General features: G+C 58.6%; 17 protein-coding genes, 1 other RNA gene and 1 pseudogene. 14 read left to right on the plus strand and 5 right to left on the minus strand.

Annotated features, from left to right (window positions below; genetic code table 11):
* Positions 1-74 precede the first annotated feature (74 nt).
* Positions 75-557, plus strand: a complete 483-nt coding sequence (smpB, locus tag ACIOU6_RS21190) for an SsrA-binding protein SmpB (RefSeq protein ID WP_401138796.1) — start codon at positions 75-77, stop codon at positions 555-557.
* A 105-nt stretch (positions 558-662) separates the two neighbouring features.
* Here the strand turns inward: smpB and ACIOU6_RS21195 are convergent, their stop codons facing one another.
* Positions 663-1,430, minus strand: coding sequence for an FCD domain-containing protein (locus ACIOU6_RS21195; protein ID WP_007915207.1), 768 nt, complete (start codon positions 1,428-1,430; stop codon positions 663-665).
* A gap of 262 nt (positions 1,431-1,692) precedes the next feature.
* Here ACIOU6_RS21195 and ACIOU6_RS21200 point away from each other — a divergent pair, with 262 nt between their 5' ends.
* The 11 genes from ACIOU6_RS21200 to ACIOU6_RS21250 all read left to right on the plus strand — a co-directional run bounded on the left by ACIOU6_RS21200 (position 1,693) and on the right by ACIOU6_RS21250 (position 14,467).
* Complete coding sequence (locus ACIOU6_RS21200) at positions 1,693-3,387, plus strand: lactate permease LctP family transporter (RefSeq protein ID WP_401138797.1); 1,695 nt, start codon at positions 1,693-1,695, stop codon at positions 3,385-3,387.
* Between the two features lie 161 nt (positions 3,388-3,548).
* Positions 3,549-4,373, plus strand: a complete 825-nt coding sequence (locus ACIOU6_RS21205; protein WP_221730594.1) for a (Fe-S)-binding protein — start codon at positions 3,549-3,551, stop codon at positions 4,371-4,373.
* Entirely contained in the window at positions 4,370-5,824 is a 1,455-nt protein-coding gene (locus ACIOU6_RS21210) for a LutB/LldF family L-lactate oxidation iron-sulfur protein (protein WP_401138798.1), read from the plus strand. Before ACIOU6_RS21205 ends, ACIOU6_RS21210 begins: the two co-directional genes overlap by 4 nt.
* Positions 5,824-6,495, plus strand: a complete 672-nt coding sequence (locus tag ACIOU6_RS21215) for a lactate utilization protein C (protein ID WP_401138799.1) — start codon at positions 5,824-5,826, stop codon at positions 6,493-6,495. The genes ACIOU6_RS21210 and ACIOU6_RS21215 overlap by 1 nt, the downstream gene beginning before the upstream one ends.
* A complete protein-coding gene (locus tag ACIOU6_RS21220) occupies positions 6,492-9,302 on the plus strand; it encodes an FAD-binding and (Fe-S)-binding domain-containing protein (protein ID WP_401138800.1) in 2,811 nt (936 codons plus the stop codon). Before ACIOU6_RS21215 ends, ACIOU6_RS21220 begins: the two co-directional genes overlap by 4 nt.
* A gap of 211 nt (positions 9,303-9,513) precedes the next feature.
* Positions 9,514-9,792, plus strand: a complete 279-nt coding sequence (locus ACIOU6_RS21225) for a hypothetical protein (protein WP_221730590.1) — start codon at positions 9,514-9,516, stop codon at positions 9,790-9,792.
* Positions 9,793-9,888: 96 nt separating this feature from the next.
* Positions 9,889-10,281, plus strand: a transfer-messenger RNA (tmRNA) gene (gene ssrA / locus ACIOU6_RS21230).
* Positions 10,282-10,587: 306 nt separating this feature from the next.
* Positions 10,588-11,514 (plus strand): hypothetical protein, encoded by a 927-nt coding sequence (locus tag ACIOU6_RS21235; protein WP_401138801.1) that lies wholly within the window; start codon positions 10,588-10,590, stop codon positions 11,512-11,514.
* 194 nt (positions 11,515-11,708) lie between these two features.
* Positions 11,709-12,080 (plus strand): DUF6124 family protein, encoded by a 372-nt coding sequence (locus ACIOU6_RS21240; protein ID WP_221730523.1) that lies wholly within the window; start codon positions 11,709-11,711, stop codon positions 12,078-12,080.
* A 278-nt stretch (positions 12,081-12,358) separates the two neighbouring features.
* A complete protein-coding gene (rimJ, locus tag ACIOU6_RS21245; protein WP_401138802.1) occupies positions 12,359-12,946 on the plus strand; it encodes a ribosomal protein S5-alanine N-acetyltransferase in 588 nt (195 codons plus the stop codon).
* A gap of 81 nt (positions 12,947-13,027) precedes the next feature.
* Positions 13,028-14,467, plus strand: a complete 1,440-nt coding sequence (locus ACIOU6_RS21250; protein ID WP_401138803.1) for an ArnT family glycosyltransferase — start codon at positions 13,028-13,030, stop codon at positions 14,465-14,467.
* Positions 14,468-14,533: 66 nt separating this feature from the next.
* On the opposite strand, the gene ACIOU6_RS21255 is transcribed toward ACIOU6_RS21250, so the two are convergent.
* Both ACIOU6_RS21255 and ACIOU6_RS21260 read right to left on the minus strand, forming a co-directional pair.
* Positions 14,534-15,352 (minus strand): phosphatase PAP2 family protein, encoded by an 819-nt coding sequence (locus ACIOU6_RS21255; protein ID WP_401138804.1) that lies wholly within the window; start codon positions 15,350-15,352, stop codon positions 14,534-14,536.
* On the minus strand, positions 15,349-16,020 hold the full coding sequence (locus ACIOU6_RS21260; protein WP_401138805.1) for a histidine phosphatase family protein: 672 nt from the start codon (positions 16,018-16,020) through the stop codon (positions 15,349-15,351). The genes ACIOU6_RS21255 and ACIOU6_RS21260 overlap by 4 nt, the downstream gene beginning before the upstream one ends.
* Before the next feature lie 389 nt (positions 16,021-16,409).
* On the opposite strand from ACIOU6_RS21260, the pseudogene ACIOU6_RS21265 reads away from it, so the two are divergent.
* A pseudogene (locus ACIOU6_RS21265) lies at positions 16,410-17,336 on the plus strand (methyl-accepting chemotaxis protein); the annotation flags it as partial.
* A 144-nt stretch (positions 17,337-17,480) separates the two neighbouring features.
* Positions 17,481-18,194, plus strand: a complete 714-nt coding sequence (locus ACIOU6_RS21270) for a methyl-accepting chemotaxis protein (RefSeq protein WP_401138821.1) — start codon at positions 17,481-17,483, stop codon at positions 18,192-18,194.
* A 90-nt stretch (positions 18,195-18,284) separates the two neighbouring features.
* Here ACIOU6_RS21270 and ACIOU6_RS21275 read toward each other — a convergent pair whose 3' ends face one another.
* Both ACIOU6_RS21275 and ACIOU6_RS21280 read right to left on the minus strand, forming a co-directional pair.
* Positions 18,285-18,704 (minus strand): type II toxin-antitoxin system VapC family toxin, encoded by a 420-nt coding sequence (locus ACIOU6_RS21275; protein ID WP_401138806.1) that lies wholly within the window; start codon positions 18,702-18,704, stop codon positions 18,285-18,287.
* Positions 18,701-18,946, minus strand: a complete 246-nt coding sequence (locus ACIOU6_RS21280; RefSeq protein ID WP_221730516.1) for a FitA-like ribbon-helix-helix domain-containing protein — start codon at positions 18,944-18,946, stop codon at positions 18,701-18,703. Before ACIOU6_RS21280 ends, ACIOU6_RS21275 begins: the two co-directional genes overlap by 4 nt.
* Positions 18,947-19,083: the final 137 nt, after the last annotated feature.

The raw sequence follows: 19,083 nt of genomic DNA on the forward strand, positions 1-19,083 counted from the left end.
CAATAACTCAACAACCTCAAGCACGAAGCAACAACGAAGCACACAGACATTAATCACCAAATAAAGCCGCCACTATGGCTAAAAATAATAAACAACCAAAAGGGACCATCGCGCAGAACAAAAAAGCGCGACACGATTACTTCATCGAGCATAAGTTCGAGGCTGGTCTGGTCCTGGCCGGCTGGGAAGTAAAAAGTCTACGGGCAAGCAAGCTGCAACTGGTCGACAGTTACGTGCTGCTCAAGGATGGCGAAGCGTGGCTGCTCGGCAGTCACATCACGCCTCTGATGACCGCCAGCACCCACGTCATCGCTGACCCGGTGCGCACTCGCAAATTGCTGCTCAACCGCCGCGAGCTTGAAAAACTCGCCGCCGCTGTGCAGCAAAAGGGTTACGCCTGCGTATGCCTGTCCTGGTACTGGAGCAAACACATGGTCAAGTGTGAGATCGCTCTGGGTAAGGGCAAGAAGGAATACGACAAGCGTGACACCGAGCGTGAACGCGATGCAGGTCGTGAGTTGCAGCGTGCCGTGCGCAACAAGGGCAAGGAAGACTGAGTCTTTCTGTCTGAAAAGATCGCAGCCGGCGGCAGTTCCTACAGGGAAATACATCTCCCACACGCAGGAACCGCAGCCGGCTGAGATTTTTTGCCTTTTAAAAAGCTACATCCCCTTGCGCCGCTCCGCTCTGGCCATGCGCTGAACCTCTTGCCGCACCTCTTCCAGCACTTCCTGTACATACAGAATGTGTCGACTGGAAACTTCCCGCGCCTGCTCTGCGCGCCCTTCAATAATCGCCAGATACAATTCCCGATGCTGAGTGATCAGCATGTCGCGGGTTTCCGTGCGCTGCTTGTACATGCCGCCAATGTTGGTCACGACGTTGCGCTTAAGCAAATCGAACAGCCCGCGAATGGTGTGCAGCAACACGGCGTTGTGACTGGCCTCGGCAATCGCCAGGTGAAACTTCGCGTCCGCAGCCCCCTCCTCTGCACGACTGACTTCGTCGTGTCGCGAATAGCAGTCCTGCAACTCTTCGAACGCTGCTGTCAGCCGCTCGCGATCAACATCGGTAGCACGCAACGCAGCGTAATAGGCACACGATGCCTCCAGAGTGTGGCGAAATTCCAGCAGATCGCGTTGCGCCTCAGGATTGCTTTCAAGCAATTGCAGCAGTGGATCGCTGAACGTTGAACCCAGACTCTCGACCACATAGTTGCCGCCGCCCTGGCGACTGACCAGCAGACCTTTGGCCGCCAGTTTCTGAATCGCCTCGCGCAGCGACGGGCGTGATACGCCAAATTGTTCGGCCAGCGTGCGCTCCGCCGGAAGCCGTTCACCGGACTTCAGCGTGCCCTCGAGGATCATCCCCTCAAGTCGCTCGACAATATCGTCAGACAAACGGCGCTGACGTATCTGATCAAACCCCATAACTCATTTCTCCACGATCCCGACCGCTCGCCGGGCTCTCTATTCTGGCCTATCGGCGCCCTGCCGACACCTATCAGACGACACTAGCCCGAACCGGATCAGATGCGATCTGCACCGCTTATTCGACAAAAGTTTCAGGGCGACAAATTGACACACCGATATGAAGGCTTTTACCCTAGCCAACAGCGATTGTAAATTGGTCTTACCAATTATCCAAGAACGCTGACAGTGCCTGACCAACAACAATTAGGGGCCACCCCATATGCAAACCTGGCAACAGCTCTACAGCCCGCTCGGCAGTCTCGGCGTGTCCGCACTCGCGGCCGTCATTCCCATCGTTTTCTTTTTCCTCGCCTTGGCGGTGTTCCGTCTCAAAGGTCATATAGCCGGCAGCATCACGCTCGCTCTGTCGATTGCCGTGGCGATCTTCGCGTTCCAGATGCCGGTCGACATGGCCTTCGCCGCTGCCGGGTATGGCTTCGCCTACGGTCTATGGCCGATTGCCTGGATCATTGTCGCCGCGGTATTCCTCTACAAACTGACCGTCAAAAGTGGTCAGTTCGAGGTTATTCGCAGCTCGGTGCTGTCGATCACTGACGACCAGCGCTTGCAGGTGCTGCTGATCGGTTTCTGCTTCGGTGCATTCCTCGAAGGCGCTGCCGGTTTCGGCGCGCCAGTGGCGATTACCGCCGCCCTTCTCGTTGGACTGGGTTTCAACCCGTTGTACGCCGCAGGTTTGTGCCTGATCGCCAACACCGCCCCCGTAGCGTTCGGCGCACTGGGGATTCCGATCATCGTGGCCGGCCAGGTGACGGGGATCGACGCATTCAAGATCGGCGCCATGGCCGGTCGCCAACTGCCACTGCTGTCGTTATTTGTACCGTTCTGGCTGGTGTTCATGATGGATGGCCTGCGCGGCGTCCGTGAGACCTGGCCAGCTGCGCTGGTTGCGGGCTTGAGCTTCGCCGTCACCCAATACTTCACCTCCAACTTCATTGGCCCGGAACTGCCGGACATCACGTCGGCCCTGGTCAGCCTGATTTCCCTGACCCTGTTCCTGAAGGTCTGGCAGCCGAAACGCAGCGCAGACGCGCAAATCGCCGGCGCCACGTCGAGCGCAACCATCACCGCCAGCGTCGGCGGTTTCGGCCAGAAACGCACCACCGTGGCTTCGCCTTACAGCCTCGGGGAAATTTTCAAAGCCTGGTCGCCGTTCCTGATCCTCACGGTGCTGGTGACCATCTGGACCCTCAAGCCATTCAAGGCCATGTTCGCTGCCGGCGGCTCGATGTATGCGTGGGTGTTCAACTTCGCGATCCCGCACCTTGACCAACTGGTGATCAAGACCGCACCGATCGTGGCCGTGCCAACCGCAATTCCAGCGGTGTTCAAACTCGACCCGATTTCCGCGACCGGCACGGCGATCTTCTTTTCCGCACTGATCTCGATGCTGGTACTGAAGATCAACTTTAAAACTGGTCTTACCACTTTTAAAGAGACACTGTTCGAGCTGCGCTGGCCCATTCTGTCGATCGGCATGGTGTTGGCGTTCGCCTTCGTCACCAATTACTCCGGCATGTCTTCCACCATGGCGCTGGTATTGGCCGCGACCGGCGCTGCATTCCCGTTCTTCTCGCCGTTCCTCGGCTGGCTTGGCGTGTTCCTCACCGGCTCCGATACCTCGTCCAACGCCCTGTTCAGCTCGTTGCAGGCGACCACCGCCCACCAGATCGGTGTCAGCGATGTGTTGCTGGTCGCCGCAAACACCAGCGGAGGCGTGACCGGCAAAATGATCTCGCCACAATCGATCGCCGTGGCCTGCGCCGCGACAGGCCTGGTGGGCAAGGAGTCGGATCTGTTCCGCTTCACCCTCAAGCACAGCCTATTCTTTGCAACGATTGTCGGCCTGATCACTTTGGCTCAGGCCTACTGGTTCACTGGCATGCTGGTGCACTAAAACCGGCAGAAGCCTACAAGCGACATGGAAATAACCGACGCCGGTTCGTGATTCCGGCGTCAGTAATTCACAACCCGGTCTGTAAGGCTGCTGAAAGCAACGCGTTCTATATTCAGCAGCCTCAGCGGACGGATAACCGGGATCACCCGGAGACACGCCTGATGAGCGAGCTTTTTTACAACGCGGTGCCAAACGCGACCCGCGTTGCACCGCCACTGCCCGAACCTCGGCAATACCCCAGCGAGAAACCCTCGCAGGTCTACCTGTTCGGGACGTGTGTAGTCGACCTCTTCTACCCGGAAGCCGGGATGGACGCGATCCACTTGCTGGAGCGCGAAGGGATCCGGGTCGAGTACCCGCCAGGGCAGAGCTGCTGCGGACAACCGGCCTACACCTCGGGTTACACCGAGCAGGCACGGACGGTGGCGCGCTCACAACTGGCGCTGTTTGCCGGGGATTATCCGGTGGTCGTGCCGTCGGGCTCCTGCGCCGGCATGCTGCGAGAACATTACGCCGACTTGTTCAAGGACGAGCCGGACACACTCAAACAGGTTCAGGCCCTCGCGGCCCGTACCTATGAGTTAGCGGAGTTTCTGCTGTTCGTCTGCAAGGTGCAGCTCAAGGACAGCGGCGCACCGGTGAAAGTCGCGCTGCACACCTCGTGCTCAGCGCGCCGCGAGATGAACACTCACCTGCATGGCCGAGAGTTGTTGGCGCAGTTGAGCAACGTGGAGCGGGTCAATCACGACCACGAAAGCGAATGCTGTGGCTTCGGTGGGACATTTAGCGTCCGTATGCCAGACATTTCCGGCGCGATGGTGGCCGACAAGACCCGAGCGTTGAAGGAATCCGGCGCACACAAGGTGTTGAGTGCGGACTGCGGCTGTTTGATGAACATCAACGGTTCGCTGGAAAAACAGAAAGAAGCGCTGCGCGGCCAACACCTGGCGAGTTTCCTCTGGCAACGAACCGGGGGTGCGCAATGAGTACCTCGGCGATTATTCCTACGGTCACCGTAGAAGAAGATTTCCGCACCCGGGCGCACAACGCCTTGGGTGATCCGCAGCTACGGAACAACTTCCGTACGGCGATGGATTCACTGATGACCAAACGGGCAGCGGCTTTCAGCGATGCCCACGAAAGAGAACACTTGCGTGCTCTGGGCAACTCGATCAGAGCCCGCGCGCTCTCCAAGTTGCCCGACCTGCTCGAGCAACTGGAACAAAACCTGACCCGCAACGGTGTGACAGTGCACTGGGCGGAAACGGTGGACGAAGCCAACGGCATCGTCTTATCGATCATCCGCGCTCACGAGGCGCGGCAAGTGATCAAGGGCAAATCGATGGTCAGCGAAGAGATGGAGATGAACCATTTCCTCGAGGCTCAAGACATTGAATGTCTGGAGTCCGATATGGGGGAATACATCGTCCAGCTCGACCACGAGAAGCCTTCACACATCATTATGCCGGCGATCCACAAGAATGCCGGTCAGGTCGCGTCCTTGTTCCACGACAAACTTGGCGTGGAATACACCAAGGACGTTGACCAACTCATTCAGATCGGTCGCAGAGTCCTGCGGCAGAAATTCTTCGAAGCGGACATCGGCGTCTCCGGCGTCAACTTCGCCGTGGCCGAAACCGGCACCTTGCTGCTGGTGGAAAACGAAGGCAACGGGCGCATGACCACCACCGTGCCCCCCGTCCATATCGCCGTCACCGGCATCGAAAAAGTCGTGGAAAACCTGCGTGACGTGGTCCCGCTGCTGTCGCTGCTGACCCGCTCGGCGCTGGGCATTCCAATCACCACTTACGTCAACATGATCTCCGGCCCACGCAAGGAGCATGAACTCGACGGCCCGCAGGACGTGCATCTGGTGCTGCTCGACAACGGTCGCAGCCAGGCCTTTGCCGACAGCGAACTGCGCCAGACGTTGAACTGCATCCGCTGCGGCGCGTGCATGAACCATTGCCCGGTCTACACCCGGGTCGGCGGTCACACCTATGGCGAGGTGTATCCGGGGCCAATCGGCAAAATCATCACCCCGCACATGGTCGGTCTGGCGAAGGTTCCAGATCACCCGAGCGCCTCGTCGCTGTGCGGCGCGTGCGGTGAAGTGTGCCCGGTAAAAATTCCTATCCCGGCATTGCTGCGTCGCCTACGCGAAGAGAACGTCAAAGCCCCCGACAGCCCTCATCAAGTGATGCGCGGTCAGGGCAGCAAGTACTCGCGCAAGGAGCGTTTCATCTGGAACGCCTGGGCGAAACTCAACAGCTCGCCGACCCTGTATCGGTTATTCGGTTTCTTCGCCACGCGCCTGCGCGCCCTGACGCCTAGCAATGTCGGCCCATGGACGCAGAACCACAGTGCACCGAAACCCGCCGCCCGCTCATTGCATGACATGGCCCGCGAGCATTTGGCCAAACAGGGAGATCGCTGATGAGTGCCAAGCAAAATATCCTCGGCAAACTGCGCAAAAGTCTGACCGGCGCCACGCCGATTGCCGACGACTTCGATGTCGATCTGGTGACCCAGCCTTACACGTACAGCGCCGAACAACGCATCCCGCAAATGCGCAAGCTGATGGAAGCGGTGCACACCGAAATCCACCTGACCTCAGACGCAGAGTGGCCGGCACTGCTCCAGCAATTGCTGCACGACCGTCAATTGCCCAGCCTGTTGATCGCACCGACGACAGCGCACGGGCAACGGGTCACACAGCACTGGGCGAACAATCCTGATCTGCCAACGCTGAAATCCTACAACCGCCCGATGGAAGAATGGAAAGCCGAGTTGTTCAACGATACCCCGGCCAGCCTCACCGGCACCCTCGGTGCCATTGCTGCAACAGGCAGCCTGATTCTCTGGCCGACCCGCGAAGAACCGCGCCTGATGAGCTTGGTGCCGCCGGTGCATTTCGCTCTGCTCAAGGCCAGCGAAATCCGCGACAACTTCTATCAGGTGCAGCAGGAGTTCGAATGGGCTCAGGGCATGCCGACCAACGCGCTGCTGGTGTCCGGCCCATCGAAAACCGCTGACATCGAACAAGTGCTGGCGTATGGCGCCCACGGCCCGAAAGACCTGGTGGTATTGATTCTGGAGGACCGATGAGTCTACCGGCGGCTTTCCTGCGCGATGCGCAGCAACTGATTCCGGCTGATCGACGCTTTGACGATCCGCTATCAACCCTGGCTTTTGGCACCGACGCGAGTTTCTATCGGCTGATCCCCAAACTGGTGATCCGCGTCGAGTCCGAAGACGAAGTGGTGACCCTGCTGAAACTGGCCCAACGCGACCGTGTCCCGGTCACGTTCCGCGCCGCCGGCACCAGCCTGTCGGGACAGGCGATCAGCGATTCGGTTTTGATCGTGCTTGGGGATAACTGGAACGCTCGCGAAATTCGTGGCCAGGGCACGCAAATCCGCCTGCAACCGGGCGTGATCGGTGCCCAGGCCAACGCCTGGCTGGCGCCATTCGGACGCAAGATCGGCCCAGACCCTGCCTCGATCAATGCCTGCAAAATTGGCGGCATCGTGGCCAACAATGCCAGCGGCATGTGCTGCGGCACCGCGCAAAACACCTATCACACGCTGGCCGGCCTGCGCCTGGTTCTGGCCGACGGTACGCGCCTTGATACTGAAGATGCCAACAGTGTGGCGGTGTTTCGCGCGAGCCACGGCGATCTGCTCGAACGTTTGGCGACGCTCGGTCGCGAGACTCGCGCCAATGCCGAACTGGCCGCGAGAATCCGCCACAAATATCGTCTGAAAAATACCACTGGCCTGTCGCTCAACGCCTTGGTGGACTTCGATGAGCCTGTGGATATCTTGAGCCACTTGCTGGTCGGTTCTGAAGGCACTCTCGGCTTCATCAGCGCGGTGACTTACGACACCGTTATCGATCACCCGAACAAGGCCTCGGCGCTGATCGTGTTCCCGGATGTGGAAACCTGCTGCAACGCGGTCACCGTACTGAAAAGCCAACCGGTGTCGGCGGTGGAACTGCTGGATCGGCGCAGCCTGCGTTCGGTGCAGAGCAAACCGGGCATGCCTGCTTTCGTACAGCAACTGTCGAACAATGCCTGTGCGTTATTGATCGAATCCCGCGCGGCTTCTTCCTCATTACTGCAGGAACAACTGGCGCAGATCATGGCGTCACTCAGTGGTTTCCCGGTGGAGAAACAGGTCGATTTCACTGAAGACCCGGTCGAGAACGCCCGCCTCTGGGCAATCCGCAAAGACACCTTCCCCGCCGTCGGCGCCGTGCGCAAAACCGGTACCACGGTGATCATCGAAGACGTGACCTTCCCGGTCGAGCAACTGGCAATCGGTGTGAACCGCTTGATCGAACTGTTCGACAAACATGCCTACGACGAAGCGATCCTTTTCGGACACGCACTGGAAGGCAATCTGCACTTCGTTTTCACCCAAGGCTTCAACAGCGCGGAAGAAGTCGCACGCTACCAAGCGTTCATGGACGACGTCGCGCAATTGGTGGCCGTGGAGTTCGGCGGCTCGCTCAAGGCCGAACACGGCACCGGGCGCAACATGGCGCCGTTCGTTGAGCTGGAATGGGGCAGCGACGCGTATCAACTGATGTGGCAGCTCAAACGCCTGCTCGACCCCAACGGCATCCTCAACCCGGATGTGGTGCTCAGCGAAGACCCGCAGATCCACCTCAAACATCTGAAACCGCTGCCGGCGGCCGACGAGATTGTGGATAAGTGCATTGAGTGCGGCTTCTGCGAACCGGTCTGCCCGTCGAAAGGCCTGACCCTCAGCCCGCGCCAGCGCATCGTGATCTGGCGCGACATTCAGGCGAAAAAACGTGCCGGCATCGACACCACCGAACTGGAAGAAGCCTACGAATACCAAGGCATCGAGACCTGCGCCGCGACGGGTTTGTGTGCGCAACGATGCCCTGTAGGTATCAACACCGGCGAACTGGTGAAAAAGCTTCGTGGCCGACACGCAACGCATCAGAAAACTGCCGACTGGATCGAAGGAAATTTCGCCAAGACCCTGCAAGGGGCACGCTTCACCCTGCACGTAGCCAACGGCGCGCGAATGCTGCTCGGTGCGCCGCGTCTGACCAAGCTTTCGGCAACGCTGACGCGTCTATCCAAGGGCCAAGTGCCTCTGTGGACGAGCGCGATGCCGCAACCAGAGAAAGCCATTCGCTTCAGCCCGAGCGTGTCGGACGAACGCCCTCGCGTGGTGTATCTGGCGGCGTGTGTGTCACGGGTCATGGGCCCGGCGGCGGGCGATAAAGAGCAGACGTCGCTGTACGACAAAACCCGTGGTTTGCTGGAAAAGGCCGGTTACCAGGTCGTTTTCCCGGACAATCAGGACAACCTCTGCTGCGGTCAGCCCTTCGCTTCAAAGGGCTATGCGGAGCAGGCCGAACACAAGCGGCAAGAACTCATCAGCGCCTTGCTCCACGCCAGTCGCGGCGGGCTTGATCCGATCTATTGCGATACCAGTCCGTGTACGTTGCGACTGGTGCAGGACGTCGCCGATTTGCGTCTCGATCTGTACGACCCGGTGCGTTTCATCCGCACGCACCTGCTTGATCGGCTGGACTTCACGCCTCAGGACGCACCGATTGCAGTGCATGTGACGTGCAGCACTCAGCATCTGGGCGAAAGCCAGGCGCTGATCGATCTGGCGCGCAAGTGCAGCAAAACTGTGGTGATTCCGGAGGGTATTCATTGCTGTGGGTTTGCCGGCGACAAAGGCTTCACCACACCGGAACTGAACAGCCACTCGCTACGCACACTCAAGGACGCAGTGCAGCATTGCAGTGAAGGGATTTCCACCAGCCGCACGTGCGAAATCGGCCTGACGCAGCATGGCGGGATCGACTATCACGGCTTGGTTTATCTGGTCGATCGAGTCACCCAAGCCAAATCTGCCTGATTCATTTGCATTGAAAAGGGGCTATTTCGCCCCTTTTCAAGGCGAGCAGAGAGGTGTTTCGGCTTTTTCATACCGAACGTAAAAAAAAACGAATTCCTCTGCGCAGCCGCAGTCGATTAATCAAGCCCTAAACGAACGTGGCTTGTTCCGACCTCGGCAGAGCCGCCAGATCGTCCGGCAGCACCGAGACCAACTGTTCAAGGAGATACCCATGAAACGCACTGCTTTTGCTGGTTTGTTTATTTCCGCCGCACTGCTGGCCTCCCCCGTGTTTGCTGCGGACAACGATCTGTGCACCTCAAAACTGCAAGAACTCAAAGACAAGGTCACGTCCCTCCCGGCCACGTCGGAAAACACCACCATGGACATCAAGCGCATGCAGGGCGACGCGGAGATGGCGCAAAAAGCGGGTGATGACAAGAAATGCATCGCCTCGGCCACGCAAGCGCTGCAACGCGTAGACAATCTGGCCAACGAACCCGCCAACTAATGACAGCGTGGCCAACCTTCGGGTTGGCCTTCCCCTGTCGTTTGGCGTACACTGCGCAGGCTTGTTGCTCATCAAGATGTACAGAGCAATGAGTTCGGGGCCGTTTAGGATTCGACGCCGGTTGCGAAACTTTAGGTGCATGCCGAGTTGGTAACAGAACTCGTAAATCCACTGTTGCAACTTCTTATAGTTGCCAATGACGAAACCTACGGGGAATACGCTCTCGCTGCGTAAGCAGCCTTAGCCTTCCCTTCTGGTACCTTCGGGTCCAGCAATCATCAGGGGATGTCTGTAAACCCAAAATGATTGTCATATAGAACAGAATCGCCGTGCAGTACGTTGTGGACGAAGCGGCTAAAACTTACACAACTCGCCCAAAGCACCCTGCCCGTCGGGTCGCTGAGGGTTAACTTAATAGACACGGCTACGCATGTAGTACCGACAGCGGAGTACTGGCGGACGGGGGTTCAAATCCCCCCGGCTCCACCAACTCTCAACGACAAAGCCCGCCCCGTGCGGGCTTTGTCGCATCTGGGGATCTTGAATTAACATTGATTCAAGCCAGTTTTTACGATTTCCCAGCAACGCTTCTGCGGTGTTCTGCCGATCAAACCTCAGCACAGCTTCAATAGCTCATCACCGGCTCACTAGTGCAGCTTAGTTATTCGGCTCTGGGAGCCCCCCTTTCAAACACCCCCTGAAATACGGCGAGATTTAATCGCCTGCCCGGTTGGACTGGTGTACGGCGCCGGATCTATGCTTCGGGGCACAGAGGCAATTACCCGAAGGACGCTCATGAATATCTGGCTCGGCGCCGTACTGGCGGCCCTCGTTTCACTGTCTGCCCACGCTGCCACCATCGACATCGCGCCTAGGATCCAGCAGGTCGTCTACAAAAGCGGCCATGGCAGCGTGCAGTTCAAACAATCGATCAAGGGCTACAAGACGACGCAGTACAGGCTCAATGCCAAGGCTGGGCAGCTCCTGACGGTTGACTTCAAGCCCTCCAACACCTCCGCCTACTTCAACATCACCGCCAAAGGCGCCGATTACGCGCTGTTCAACGGTTCGATGATGGGCAATCACTTTCTCGGCTCGTTACCCGCCGACGGCGAATACACGGTGCAGGTCTATCTCATGCGCAATGCCGCTCGGCGCAATGAAGTGGCCGACTACAACATCTCGCTGATCCTCGCCAACGGCGACGCTGTGGATAACCACGCGCCCTTCGACCAGAACCTGGCGTTGCAGGGCATCAGCTTTCATGTGCAGGCGAATATCGTCGACGGCAAACCCACTTTGCGCATCGAACCCAAGGGGCTGGAAATCGACAACTCGGCGATAACCCGACCGCTTAACGGCGAGATCGTCCGTGCCGAAGTCGCCGACCTCAATAACGACGGCTCACCTGAGATCTACGTTTTTACGCGCGCCTCCGGTCGCGGCATGCCGGGAGAACTGATTGCCTACTCGGCCAACAATAAAAAATCCCTGAGCGACATTTACCTGCCGCCGGTCAGCGACAATCCGAAGACCGCCGAGGGGTATCAGGGAGAGGATTCATTTTCTGTGGTGGAGAACGGGCTGGTACAGCGGTTTCCGCTCTACGACAGCGCCGATGCCGACGCGGGCCGGACAGGAAAAATGCGCCAGGTTCAGTACACGTTGGACGCTGGCGAGGCGGGCTGGATTTTACGGGAAGATAAAGTTACCGAGCGCTGACAAGCATCCAGGAAGGTTCTTACACGCAACATCACTTCCTACATTTCGCATCCTAGGAAATTTCCCTCAATACGCGTCGACTTTCATGAACTGGTGAACAGGTTTTCAGGGGATTACCCTCCACGATTGCTGCCATCCAGCGGACGGTTTGACAGCCGCAACCGCAGAGATTGTTCATTCCACGGAGCTACGTCATGAAAAAAATCACCCGACTTACGCTTGTTGGACCGGTATCTGCCGAAGCGCAAACAGCCGGCCTGAAACCGCAATCCAACACCACCAGTTCGAACCGACGCAAACCCCGCCGCACCATCCCCCTCAAGCAGATGCTCAGCGTACGCGACGACGTCGACACGACAACCCTGCTGGCGCATGCCAGTGACCTCCTTGAATCCCTCGCGGTCATCAGCGCCAACTTTGCTGATGAGTTTGACGGTTCCCAGCGCCATGTTGCGGTCGCTATAAAGCAACTGAGTGCATTGGCCGAAATCGTGATCTGTCGGGTGCGGGACAATCTTGACCCCCAACGATCGTGCGCCACCCCCGACCCTGAAGTTCGCCACTGATGGGCAAAACCTGCACAGGCCGACCTCATTGTCGGCCTGTCTTTTGTTAACCGGTGGAACGACATCGAGCCAGCGCCTCGAGATGAATTTTTCTTCACTGCTGCCGCTGCGCCAAACCGGTAGAGTCCACTCGCTCATTCAAGAAACTACGGTTCGCCCGCACTCTCCCGCGGGCTTTTTTTTGCCTGGCGTTTACGCGCCCTTTGCCACCATCGCTTGCCGTACTCCAGGTTATTGCGCGAACCTGCCAGCAGACTTCTCGCCAACCGGAGCCCCCGATGCCGCTGCTGACCCTGCCCTGCCAACGCATGACGCTGGCCATCCTTGCCCCGGATCAGGCGGCACTGGAAAGTGATTTCTACCAGCGCAATCAACGCCATCTCGCGGCGTGGTCGCCGATCCGGACCACCGATTATTTCTCCACCGAACAGATTCGCCGACGCCTCGACATCCAGGCCCGCGCATTTGAAGCGGGACTGGCGATGCATTTCGCCCTGCTGACGCCCGACAGCCAGCAGATGATCGGTGCCTGCAATTTCAGCGGGATTATTCGCGGCGCGTTTCAGGCGTGTTATCTGGGGTATCACATTGACCAGGCTCATCAGGGCCAGGGCTTGATGCAGGAAGCGCTGGAGGCTGCCATCGCTTACATGTTTGAGACACAGAACCTGCACCGGATCATGGCCAACTACATTCCTGGCAACGATCGCAGTGCACGCTTGCTGGAACGGCTGGGGTTTGAGCGTGAAGGCTACGCCAAGGCGTACCTGAACATAGCCGGACGCTGGCAGGATCATGTGCTGACGGCGTTGGTCAATCCGGCGTTCGAAGCGCCGGATCAGCGCTGGTCACGACGCCTGGCGTGAAATAAACGCTGACGTTCACAATTTGTTAAGCATTGGCGACGTATGCTCAGGTTTCCCGCCCCTTCCGGTTGCCTGAAACCCATGTCGCGTGCCGCCACTTCGCTGTTTCTGCTTGCCGCCCTGCTGTTTTTCTTCGCGCTGGGTAACCATCAATTGCAAGGCTCCACCGAGGCTCGCGTCGCCGGGATCGCCATGGAGATGCACCTGGACAATGACTGGGTAACCCCACGTCTGTTCGGCGAACCGTTTCTGGAAAAACCGCCCCTGAGTTTGTGGCTGGACGCCGGCGCCATGCGCGTATTCGGTGTTTCGCCGTGGGCGGTGCGATTGGCGTCAGCGGTTGCCGGGTTGCTCAGCGTGATGTTGCTTTACGGCATGTTGCGTCGCTTCGAACGGCCAAAAATGGTCGCCTGGACGGCAGGAATTCTCCTGGCAACCATGGCCAGCTACTGGAGCAACGTGCGCGGCGTTGGCGAAGATGCCCTGCTCGCGCTCGGCGTGACCACGGCGCTGTTGGCGTTTTTCCAGGCGCAACGTGCATCGACCCTAGGCAGTTCGTTGCTGTTTATCGTCGGGATTGCCATCGCCACATTGAGTAAAGGCGTGCTCGGGCTGGCGATGCCGGGGGTAGTGATTTTCGCTTATCTGCTGGCCGACAACCTGATGGACAAGCGCCTGAAGGTCGTCGACTGGTTAAGACCCGGGTTGCTCACGGCAATCGGGCTGATTCCGCTGCTGATCTGGCTGGCCGTGCTCTATCAGCACGGCGGGGTGCAAGCGCTCAAGGAAGTGCTGCTGACCAACAGCGTCGGACGCTTCAGCGGATCGTTCGTCGAGGCCGGGCACTACGAACCGTTCTATTACTACCTGGCCAAACTACCCGAAGCCTTCCTGCCGTGGAACATTCTGGTGTACCTGGGGCTGTGGCATTTGCGTAAAGAGCTGAAGGCCAATCGTTACCTGCTGTTTTTCAGCCTGTGGATCATCGTGCAATTCATCATGCTGAGCCTGGCGTCGAGCAAGCGCACGGTGTACCTGATGTCGATGACACCGGCTGCTGCGGTGATTGCTGCCGAATACGCAGGCGTGTTGTTTGAGCGATTGAAAGGGCACGAAACCGCCATCGGGCTCGTCGGAAAAATCGCCCGTCATCGTCAGACACTGGCAATGAGCATCCTCACGCTGGTGATCTTCAGTTACCTGGGCGCAGCGCAATGGGCACTCCCCCACGCGGATAAAAAACTCTCTTTCCTGCCGCTGACCGCACACATTCAGACGCTGCAGGCCGAAGGGCATCAGATCGCCCTGTTTCAGGCCAATGAACGTCTGGGTGGCGCTACCGTGTTCTACACCCAACGCGTGCTCAAGGGGCTGGATACCGATGCACAGTTGAGAGACTTCCTCGCCGCCTCTTCCTCCCACGTCGCAATAATGGCGGCAGACCGCGAACCCGCTGCGCCGTTGAAAGTGCTCAAGACGTTGATGGTTGGAAAGCAGGCGTACTACTTCGTCGGGTATTGAACTAGCGGGAGTACAAACAAGAAACCCGCCAGTAAAAGGCGGGTTTTCTGTAGCGATCGCAAAGACTCAGACAGACGCTTCTGGCTGCGTGCTGAAGGCCTGAGACTGCTTGTCCAGCACCGGCAACGCCAGCCGTGCCCACCCATAAAACGCCAGCGCCGTCAGCAAACACGCCAACCACACGAAGATTCCAGCCCAGAACGTGTGGGACATGTAGTGCCAGCCCTGCAGAACCCGCGTCGTGCCGTAGATAAAACCGAGCAACAACGACCCCCACAGCAAGGCACTGGAAAAACGCCACTGATAGCGACGCGCTACGAAATACAACGCCAGCATGGTGAAACCACCGGACGCATGGCCGCCCGGCCAGCAACGCCCACTACCCGCTTCATGGAATAGCTGGAAATTGCTGTACCACTCGATGTGGGCCATTTTTCCGCCATACAACGTCGTCTCGATCGGGCAGTAAACGCTGGTATGGGACTTGAGGAAATGGATCACGCCCGTACACACCGCGAAAGCCACCACCACAAACAGAAAGTCCCGACGGTGATCAGCGGTGAATCGCAGCACGGGAGCGACTTTGCTGCGCTCCAGAAACGCGCCAAGTCGAGGACGCTTCTGTGCATTGACCAACGGCCAGACCACCGACAGCATCGCACCGATCAGGGCGATTTCGGCCGTCCAGTTCGGAATGATCCGCGCCCATTTGTGCGTCAGTTTTTCGAAGAAGTGAATCTTGTCGAGCGGGAAGCTCTGAGTCAGTGGATCGAACAACAGATTGCTGAAGGCGATGTCGATTTTGGTCATGTCGAACATCAGGAACACCAGCGCCGCACACACCAGCGGAATGCCAAAGTTGTAGGCGTAAAAACGAGATTTCATCGGGTGGTCACCGTGCGCCAGTCGGAAGCTTCAATAAAGCCGAGCATTTTTGGAGCCGCCGGGCTGGCAGCGGAAACAAACAGTGAAGCGCCGTAACCCAGGTTGGATGTCGGCACTTTCAGATCTTTTTCCAATTGCCCCATGCACTCGCTGTGGGTCACCAGAATCAGGTTACGACCGGGGATCTTGTGCGAAAGCGCGTCCTGCAACATGTGCCCCTTGCAGTTCATCAACCAGTCTTCCCCACTCGCGGCCCGATTGAACATGTAACCGGCCGTCTGCACGGTGCGCAGCGACGGGCTGTTGTAGATGTCGGCATTGTTCAGGCCCAGTTGTTCGAACTGTGCACCGACACTGACGGCGGCACTGCGCGAACGGTCGGTGATGCCGTCATGGCCGATCAGGCACGGCGCACTGGAGTGATCGCAGCGCTCGACGTGGCGCACCAGCACGATCATGTCGCCCTTGGCCCACCCCGCCGCCAACGCCTTCGCACCGGCCACGTTGCCGTGGGCCAGATCCGGCACCGACGCCGGTGCCAGCAACCAAAGGGTCAGTGGAATCACCATCACCGAGGCCGCCAACACGACCCAAGTGTTTCGAAAACGCGCCAAACCGCTCAGATCAATCGAGCGCTTGGCGCCGAACAGACTCAGTCTCAATTCCACAAAAAACCGCCTCGCCAGCCAGCATCACTTGTCATTCGATGCGGCGAAGCTACAGACGCCCGTGTGGGCAGCCAGTGAAACCCATGTGAAAAAAGTCTTGGGATCGGCTTGTTACAAATTCTGTCGGACAAAATCCTTTCAGCTCTCGGATTTACGGCCGATACACACCTGCTACACCCTTGCTGGCTCAAAAAAACAACAATCTTCCAGCCTAACCGACGATCAAGAAACCCAACGTTTCTGGAGGAATTGTGATGAATAGCTGGTTCGGTAACATCAGCGTGAACCTGAAATTGGGATTGGGCTTCGGCCTTGTCCTGGCACTGACCTGCGTACTGGCCCTGACCGGCTGGACCAGCCTGGGCAGCCTGATTGACCGCAGTAACTGGATGAGCGACATCACCCAGCTCAACGCCGGCCTGACCAAACTGCGCGTGGTGCGCCTGCAATACATGCTGACCAACGGCGACGAGACCGCCGCGCAGAATGTGCAGACCACCCTCGACGGTTTCGCCGCACAACAGCAACAACTGATCAGCAGCTTCAAAAGCCCGGAAAACGTCAAACTGCTCAAGGAGCAGGCCGCGACTATCGCCGAGTACCAGACGTCGCTGAACAAGATGCGCAACGCCTACCGCACCGGTAACACCGCGCGCGAGACCATGGGCGCTAACGCCCAAACCGCTTACAGCCTGATTGAAGCGATCAGCACCCGCGTCCACCAGATGGCGATGAGCGAACAGCGTTTCGACCAGTTCCAGGCCATCACTGGCGCCAAGGAAGCGTTCATCCTCGCGCGCTACGAAGTGCGTGGCTACACCGCCACCACCAACGCCGAAACCGAGCAGAAAGCCATCGGCCAACTCGACGCGGCCATCGCCAGCCTCAAGCCACTGAATGTGCATTTCGGCGATACCCAGCAAGATGCCCTGCGTCAGCTGGAAGCGGCGCTGATCAACTATCGCAGCGCGCTGATGGCCTACAAGTCCGCCAACAGCGAAGCCGTGCAGGCACGCAAGGAAATGACCGATCAGGGCAGCACTATCGTGAAACTGAGCGAGCAGCTGTATCAGATCCAGCTTGATCGCCGCGACGCCGAAAGCGCCCAGGCCCGTACCCTGCAACTGATCAGCACCCTGCTGGCTCTGCTGGTGGGCATCATTGCCGCCGTGATCATCACCCGTCAGATCACCCGCCCGCTGCAAGACACCCTTGCCGTGGTCGAGCGCATCGCCAGCGGCGACCTGTCGCAAAACGTGGTCGTCACCCGCCGCGACGAACTCGGTGTGCTGCAACAAGGCATCGCCCGCATGGGCGTGACCTTGCGCGACCTGATCAGCGGCATCCGCGACGGCGTCACCCAGATCGCCAGCGCTGCCGAAGAACTGTCGGCCGTGACCGAGCAGACCAGCGCCGGTGTCAACAGCCAGAAAATCGAGACCGATCAGGTCGCCACCGCCATGCACGAGATGACCGCCACCGTGCAGGAAGTCGCGCGCAACGCCGAAGAAGCCTCACAAGCGGCCGCCGCTGCTGACGGCGAAGCCCGTGAAGGCGACAAGGTTGTGAATGAAGCCATCGCCCAGATCGAGCGTCTGGCCAGCGAAGTGGCGCGTTCCACTGAGGCCATGAGCGTGTTGCAGCAGGAAAGCGACAAGATCGGCAGCGTCATGGACGTGATCAAAGCCGTTGCCGAACAGACCAACCTGCTGGCGCTCAACGCTGCCATCGAAGCGGCACGCGCCGGTGAAGCCGGTCGCGGTTTTGCCGTGGTGGCCGACGAAGTCCGTGGTTTGGCTCAGCGCACACAGAAATCCACCGAAGAAATCGAAGGCCTGGTCGCCGGCCTGCAGAACGGCACGCAGCAAGTCTCGGCCGTGATGAACAACAGCCGCGCGCTGACCGACAGCAGTGTTGCCCTGACCCGCAAGGCCGGCTCGTCCCTGGAAAACATCACCCGCACGGTGTCGAACATCCAGTCGATGAACCAGCAGATCGCCGCCGCTGCCGAGCAGCAAAGCGCCGTGGCCGAAGAGATCAGCCGCAGCATCATCAACGTGCGCGACGTGTCCGAACAGACCGCCGCCGCGAGCGATGAGACCGCCGCGTCCAGCGTTGAACTGGCGCGCCTGGGGGGTCAGTTGCAGCAGATGGTGAGCCACTTCCGCGTCTGATTGACCGACTAACGAAGAAGCCCGCTACCACATCAACTAGATGTGATAGCGGGCTTTTTTGTGGGCGCTATTGAACAGCAACAGAAGCCGTCAGCTCGCCCACGGATCAATGATTTCAACACCACTTGACTCAAAATCCTTCACATTACGAGTGGCAATGGATGCGCCATGCGCTCGGCAGATCGCGGCTATTTGCGCGTCAGCCATCGACACCGCGCGGCCCTTTGCTTCGCAATCAGCAACCAATGTTGCGTACTCGACGGCGGCATGGGCATCGAACGGCAAAATGCGCCCGGCAAAGTCCTCTTCGAACATGGCCATGGCATGCGCCTCCAGTTTTTGTTTGCGCTTGCCAGAGGGCAGGCGTGCGATGCCGTGAAGTATTTCGGCCACGGTGACCGCGCTGATTGCCAGATCCATCGCCGGCTGCGCATCCACCCAGACAAGCAGCCGGGTTGCCGGCTCGAGGCGCATAAACTCTGAAAGCACGTTGGTATCGAGCACTATCATTCAGAAAAATCCACGCCGGTGGCTTTATCTGAACGCGCGGGTAGATCCAGCTCCACGGCCCCCACATCGCTGAACCTGTTGCGAATCCGACTGCCAAGCCCACCAGCGCGATCAACCGTCGCCAAGGCTCTGCCCAGAATCAGGCGTGCTTCTTCTTCCATGGAATGTCCGTTATGGGCAGCGGTGATACGCAACTGCTCCTTGAGCTTCTCATCAAGGTTTCGGATTGTGATGCTGGCCATGACGCCCCCTGCAATCAATGAAATCATTGATTGCAGGCTAACACATCCCGCCTTGCTGAGATTTGGCAATCTTCCCAGTGGCAATTACACCCTCAGCGCATTCCACGTCTGCAATTTACTTCAGCCATGCTTTCAAA

The sequence above is a fragment of the Pseudomonas sp. NPDC087615 genome, assembly GCF_044743445.1.
GTDB lineage: Bacteria > Pseudomonadota > Gammaproteobacteria > Pseudomonadales > Pseudomonadaceae > Aquipseudomonas > Aquipseudomonas baetica_A.

Bases quoted from the DNA above. Each gene is read 5' to 3' on its own strand.
- smpB (WP_401138796.1), top strand. From the start codon at position 75: ATGGCTAAAAATAATAAACAACCAAAAGGGACCATCGCGCAGAACAAA.
- ACIOU6_RS21195 (WP_007915207.1), bottom strand. From the start codon at position 1,430: ATGGGGTTTGATCAGATACGTCAGCGCCGTTTGTCTGACGATATTGTC.
- ACIOU6_RS21200 (WP_401138797.1), top strand. From the start codon at position 1,693: ATGCAAACCTGGCAACAGCTCTACAGCCCGCTCGGCAGTCTCGGCGTG.
- ACIOU6_RS21205 (WP_221730594.1), top strand. From the start codon at position 3,549: ATGAGCGAGCTTTTTTACAACGCGGTGCCAAACGCGACCCGCGTTGCA.
- ACIOU6_RS21210 (WP_401138798.1), top strand. From the start codon at position 4,370: ATGAGTACCTCGGCGATTATTCCTACGGTCACCGTAGAAGAAGATTTC.
- ACIOU6_RS21215 (WP_401138799.1), top strand. From the start codon at position 5,824: ATGAGTGCCAAGCAAAATATCCTCGGCAAACTGCGCAAAAGTCTGACC.
- ACIOU6_RS21220 (WP_401138800.1), top strand. From the start codon at position 6,492: ATGAGTCTACCGGCGGCTTTCCTGCGCGATGCGCAGCAACTGATTCCG.
- ACIOU6_RS21225 (WP_221730590.1), top strand. From the start codon at position 9,514: ATGAAACGCACTGCTTTTGCTGGTTTGTTTATTTCCGCCGCACTGCTG.
- ACIOU6_RS21235 (WP_401138801.1), top strand. From the start codon at position 10,588: ATGAATATCTGGCTCGGCGCCGTACTGGCGGCCCTCGTTTCACTGTCT.
- ACIOU6_RS21240 (WP_221730523.1), top strand. From the start codon at position 11,709: ATGAAAAAAATCACCCGACTTACGCTTGTTGGACCGGTATCTGCCGAA.
- rimJ (WP_401138802.1), top strand. From the start codon at position 12,359: ATGCCGCTGCTGACCCTGCCCTGCCAACGCATGACGCTGGCCATCCTT.
- ACIOU6_RS21250 (WP_401138803.1), top strand. From the start codon at position 13,028: ATGTCGCGTGCCGCCACTTCGCTGTTTCTGCTTGCCGCCCTGCTGTTT.
- ACIOU6_RS21255 (WP_401138804.1), bottom strand. From the start codon at position 15,352: ATGAAATCTCGTTTTTACGCCTACAACTTTGGCATTCCGCTGGTGTGT.
- ACIOU6_RS21270 (WP_401138821.1), top strand. From the start codon at position 17,481: ATGCACGAGATGACCGCCACCGTGCAGGAAGTCGCGCGCAACGCCGAA.
- ACIOU6_RS21275 (WP_401138806.1), bottom strand. From the start codon at position 18,704: ATGATAGTGCTCGATACCAACGTGCTTTCAGAGTTTATGCGCCTCGAG.
- ACIOU6_RS21280 (WP_221730516.1), bottom strand. From the start codon at position 18,946: ATGGCCAGCATCACAATCCGAAACCTTGATGAGAAGCTCAAGGAGCAG.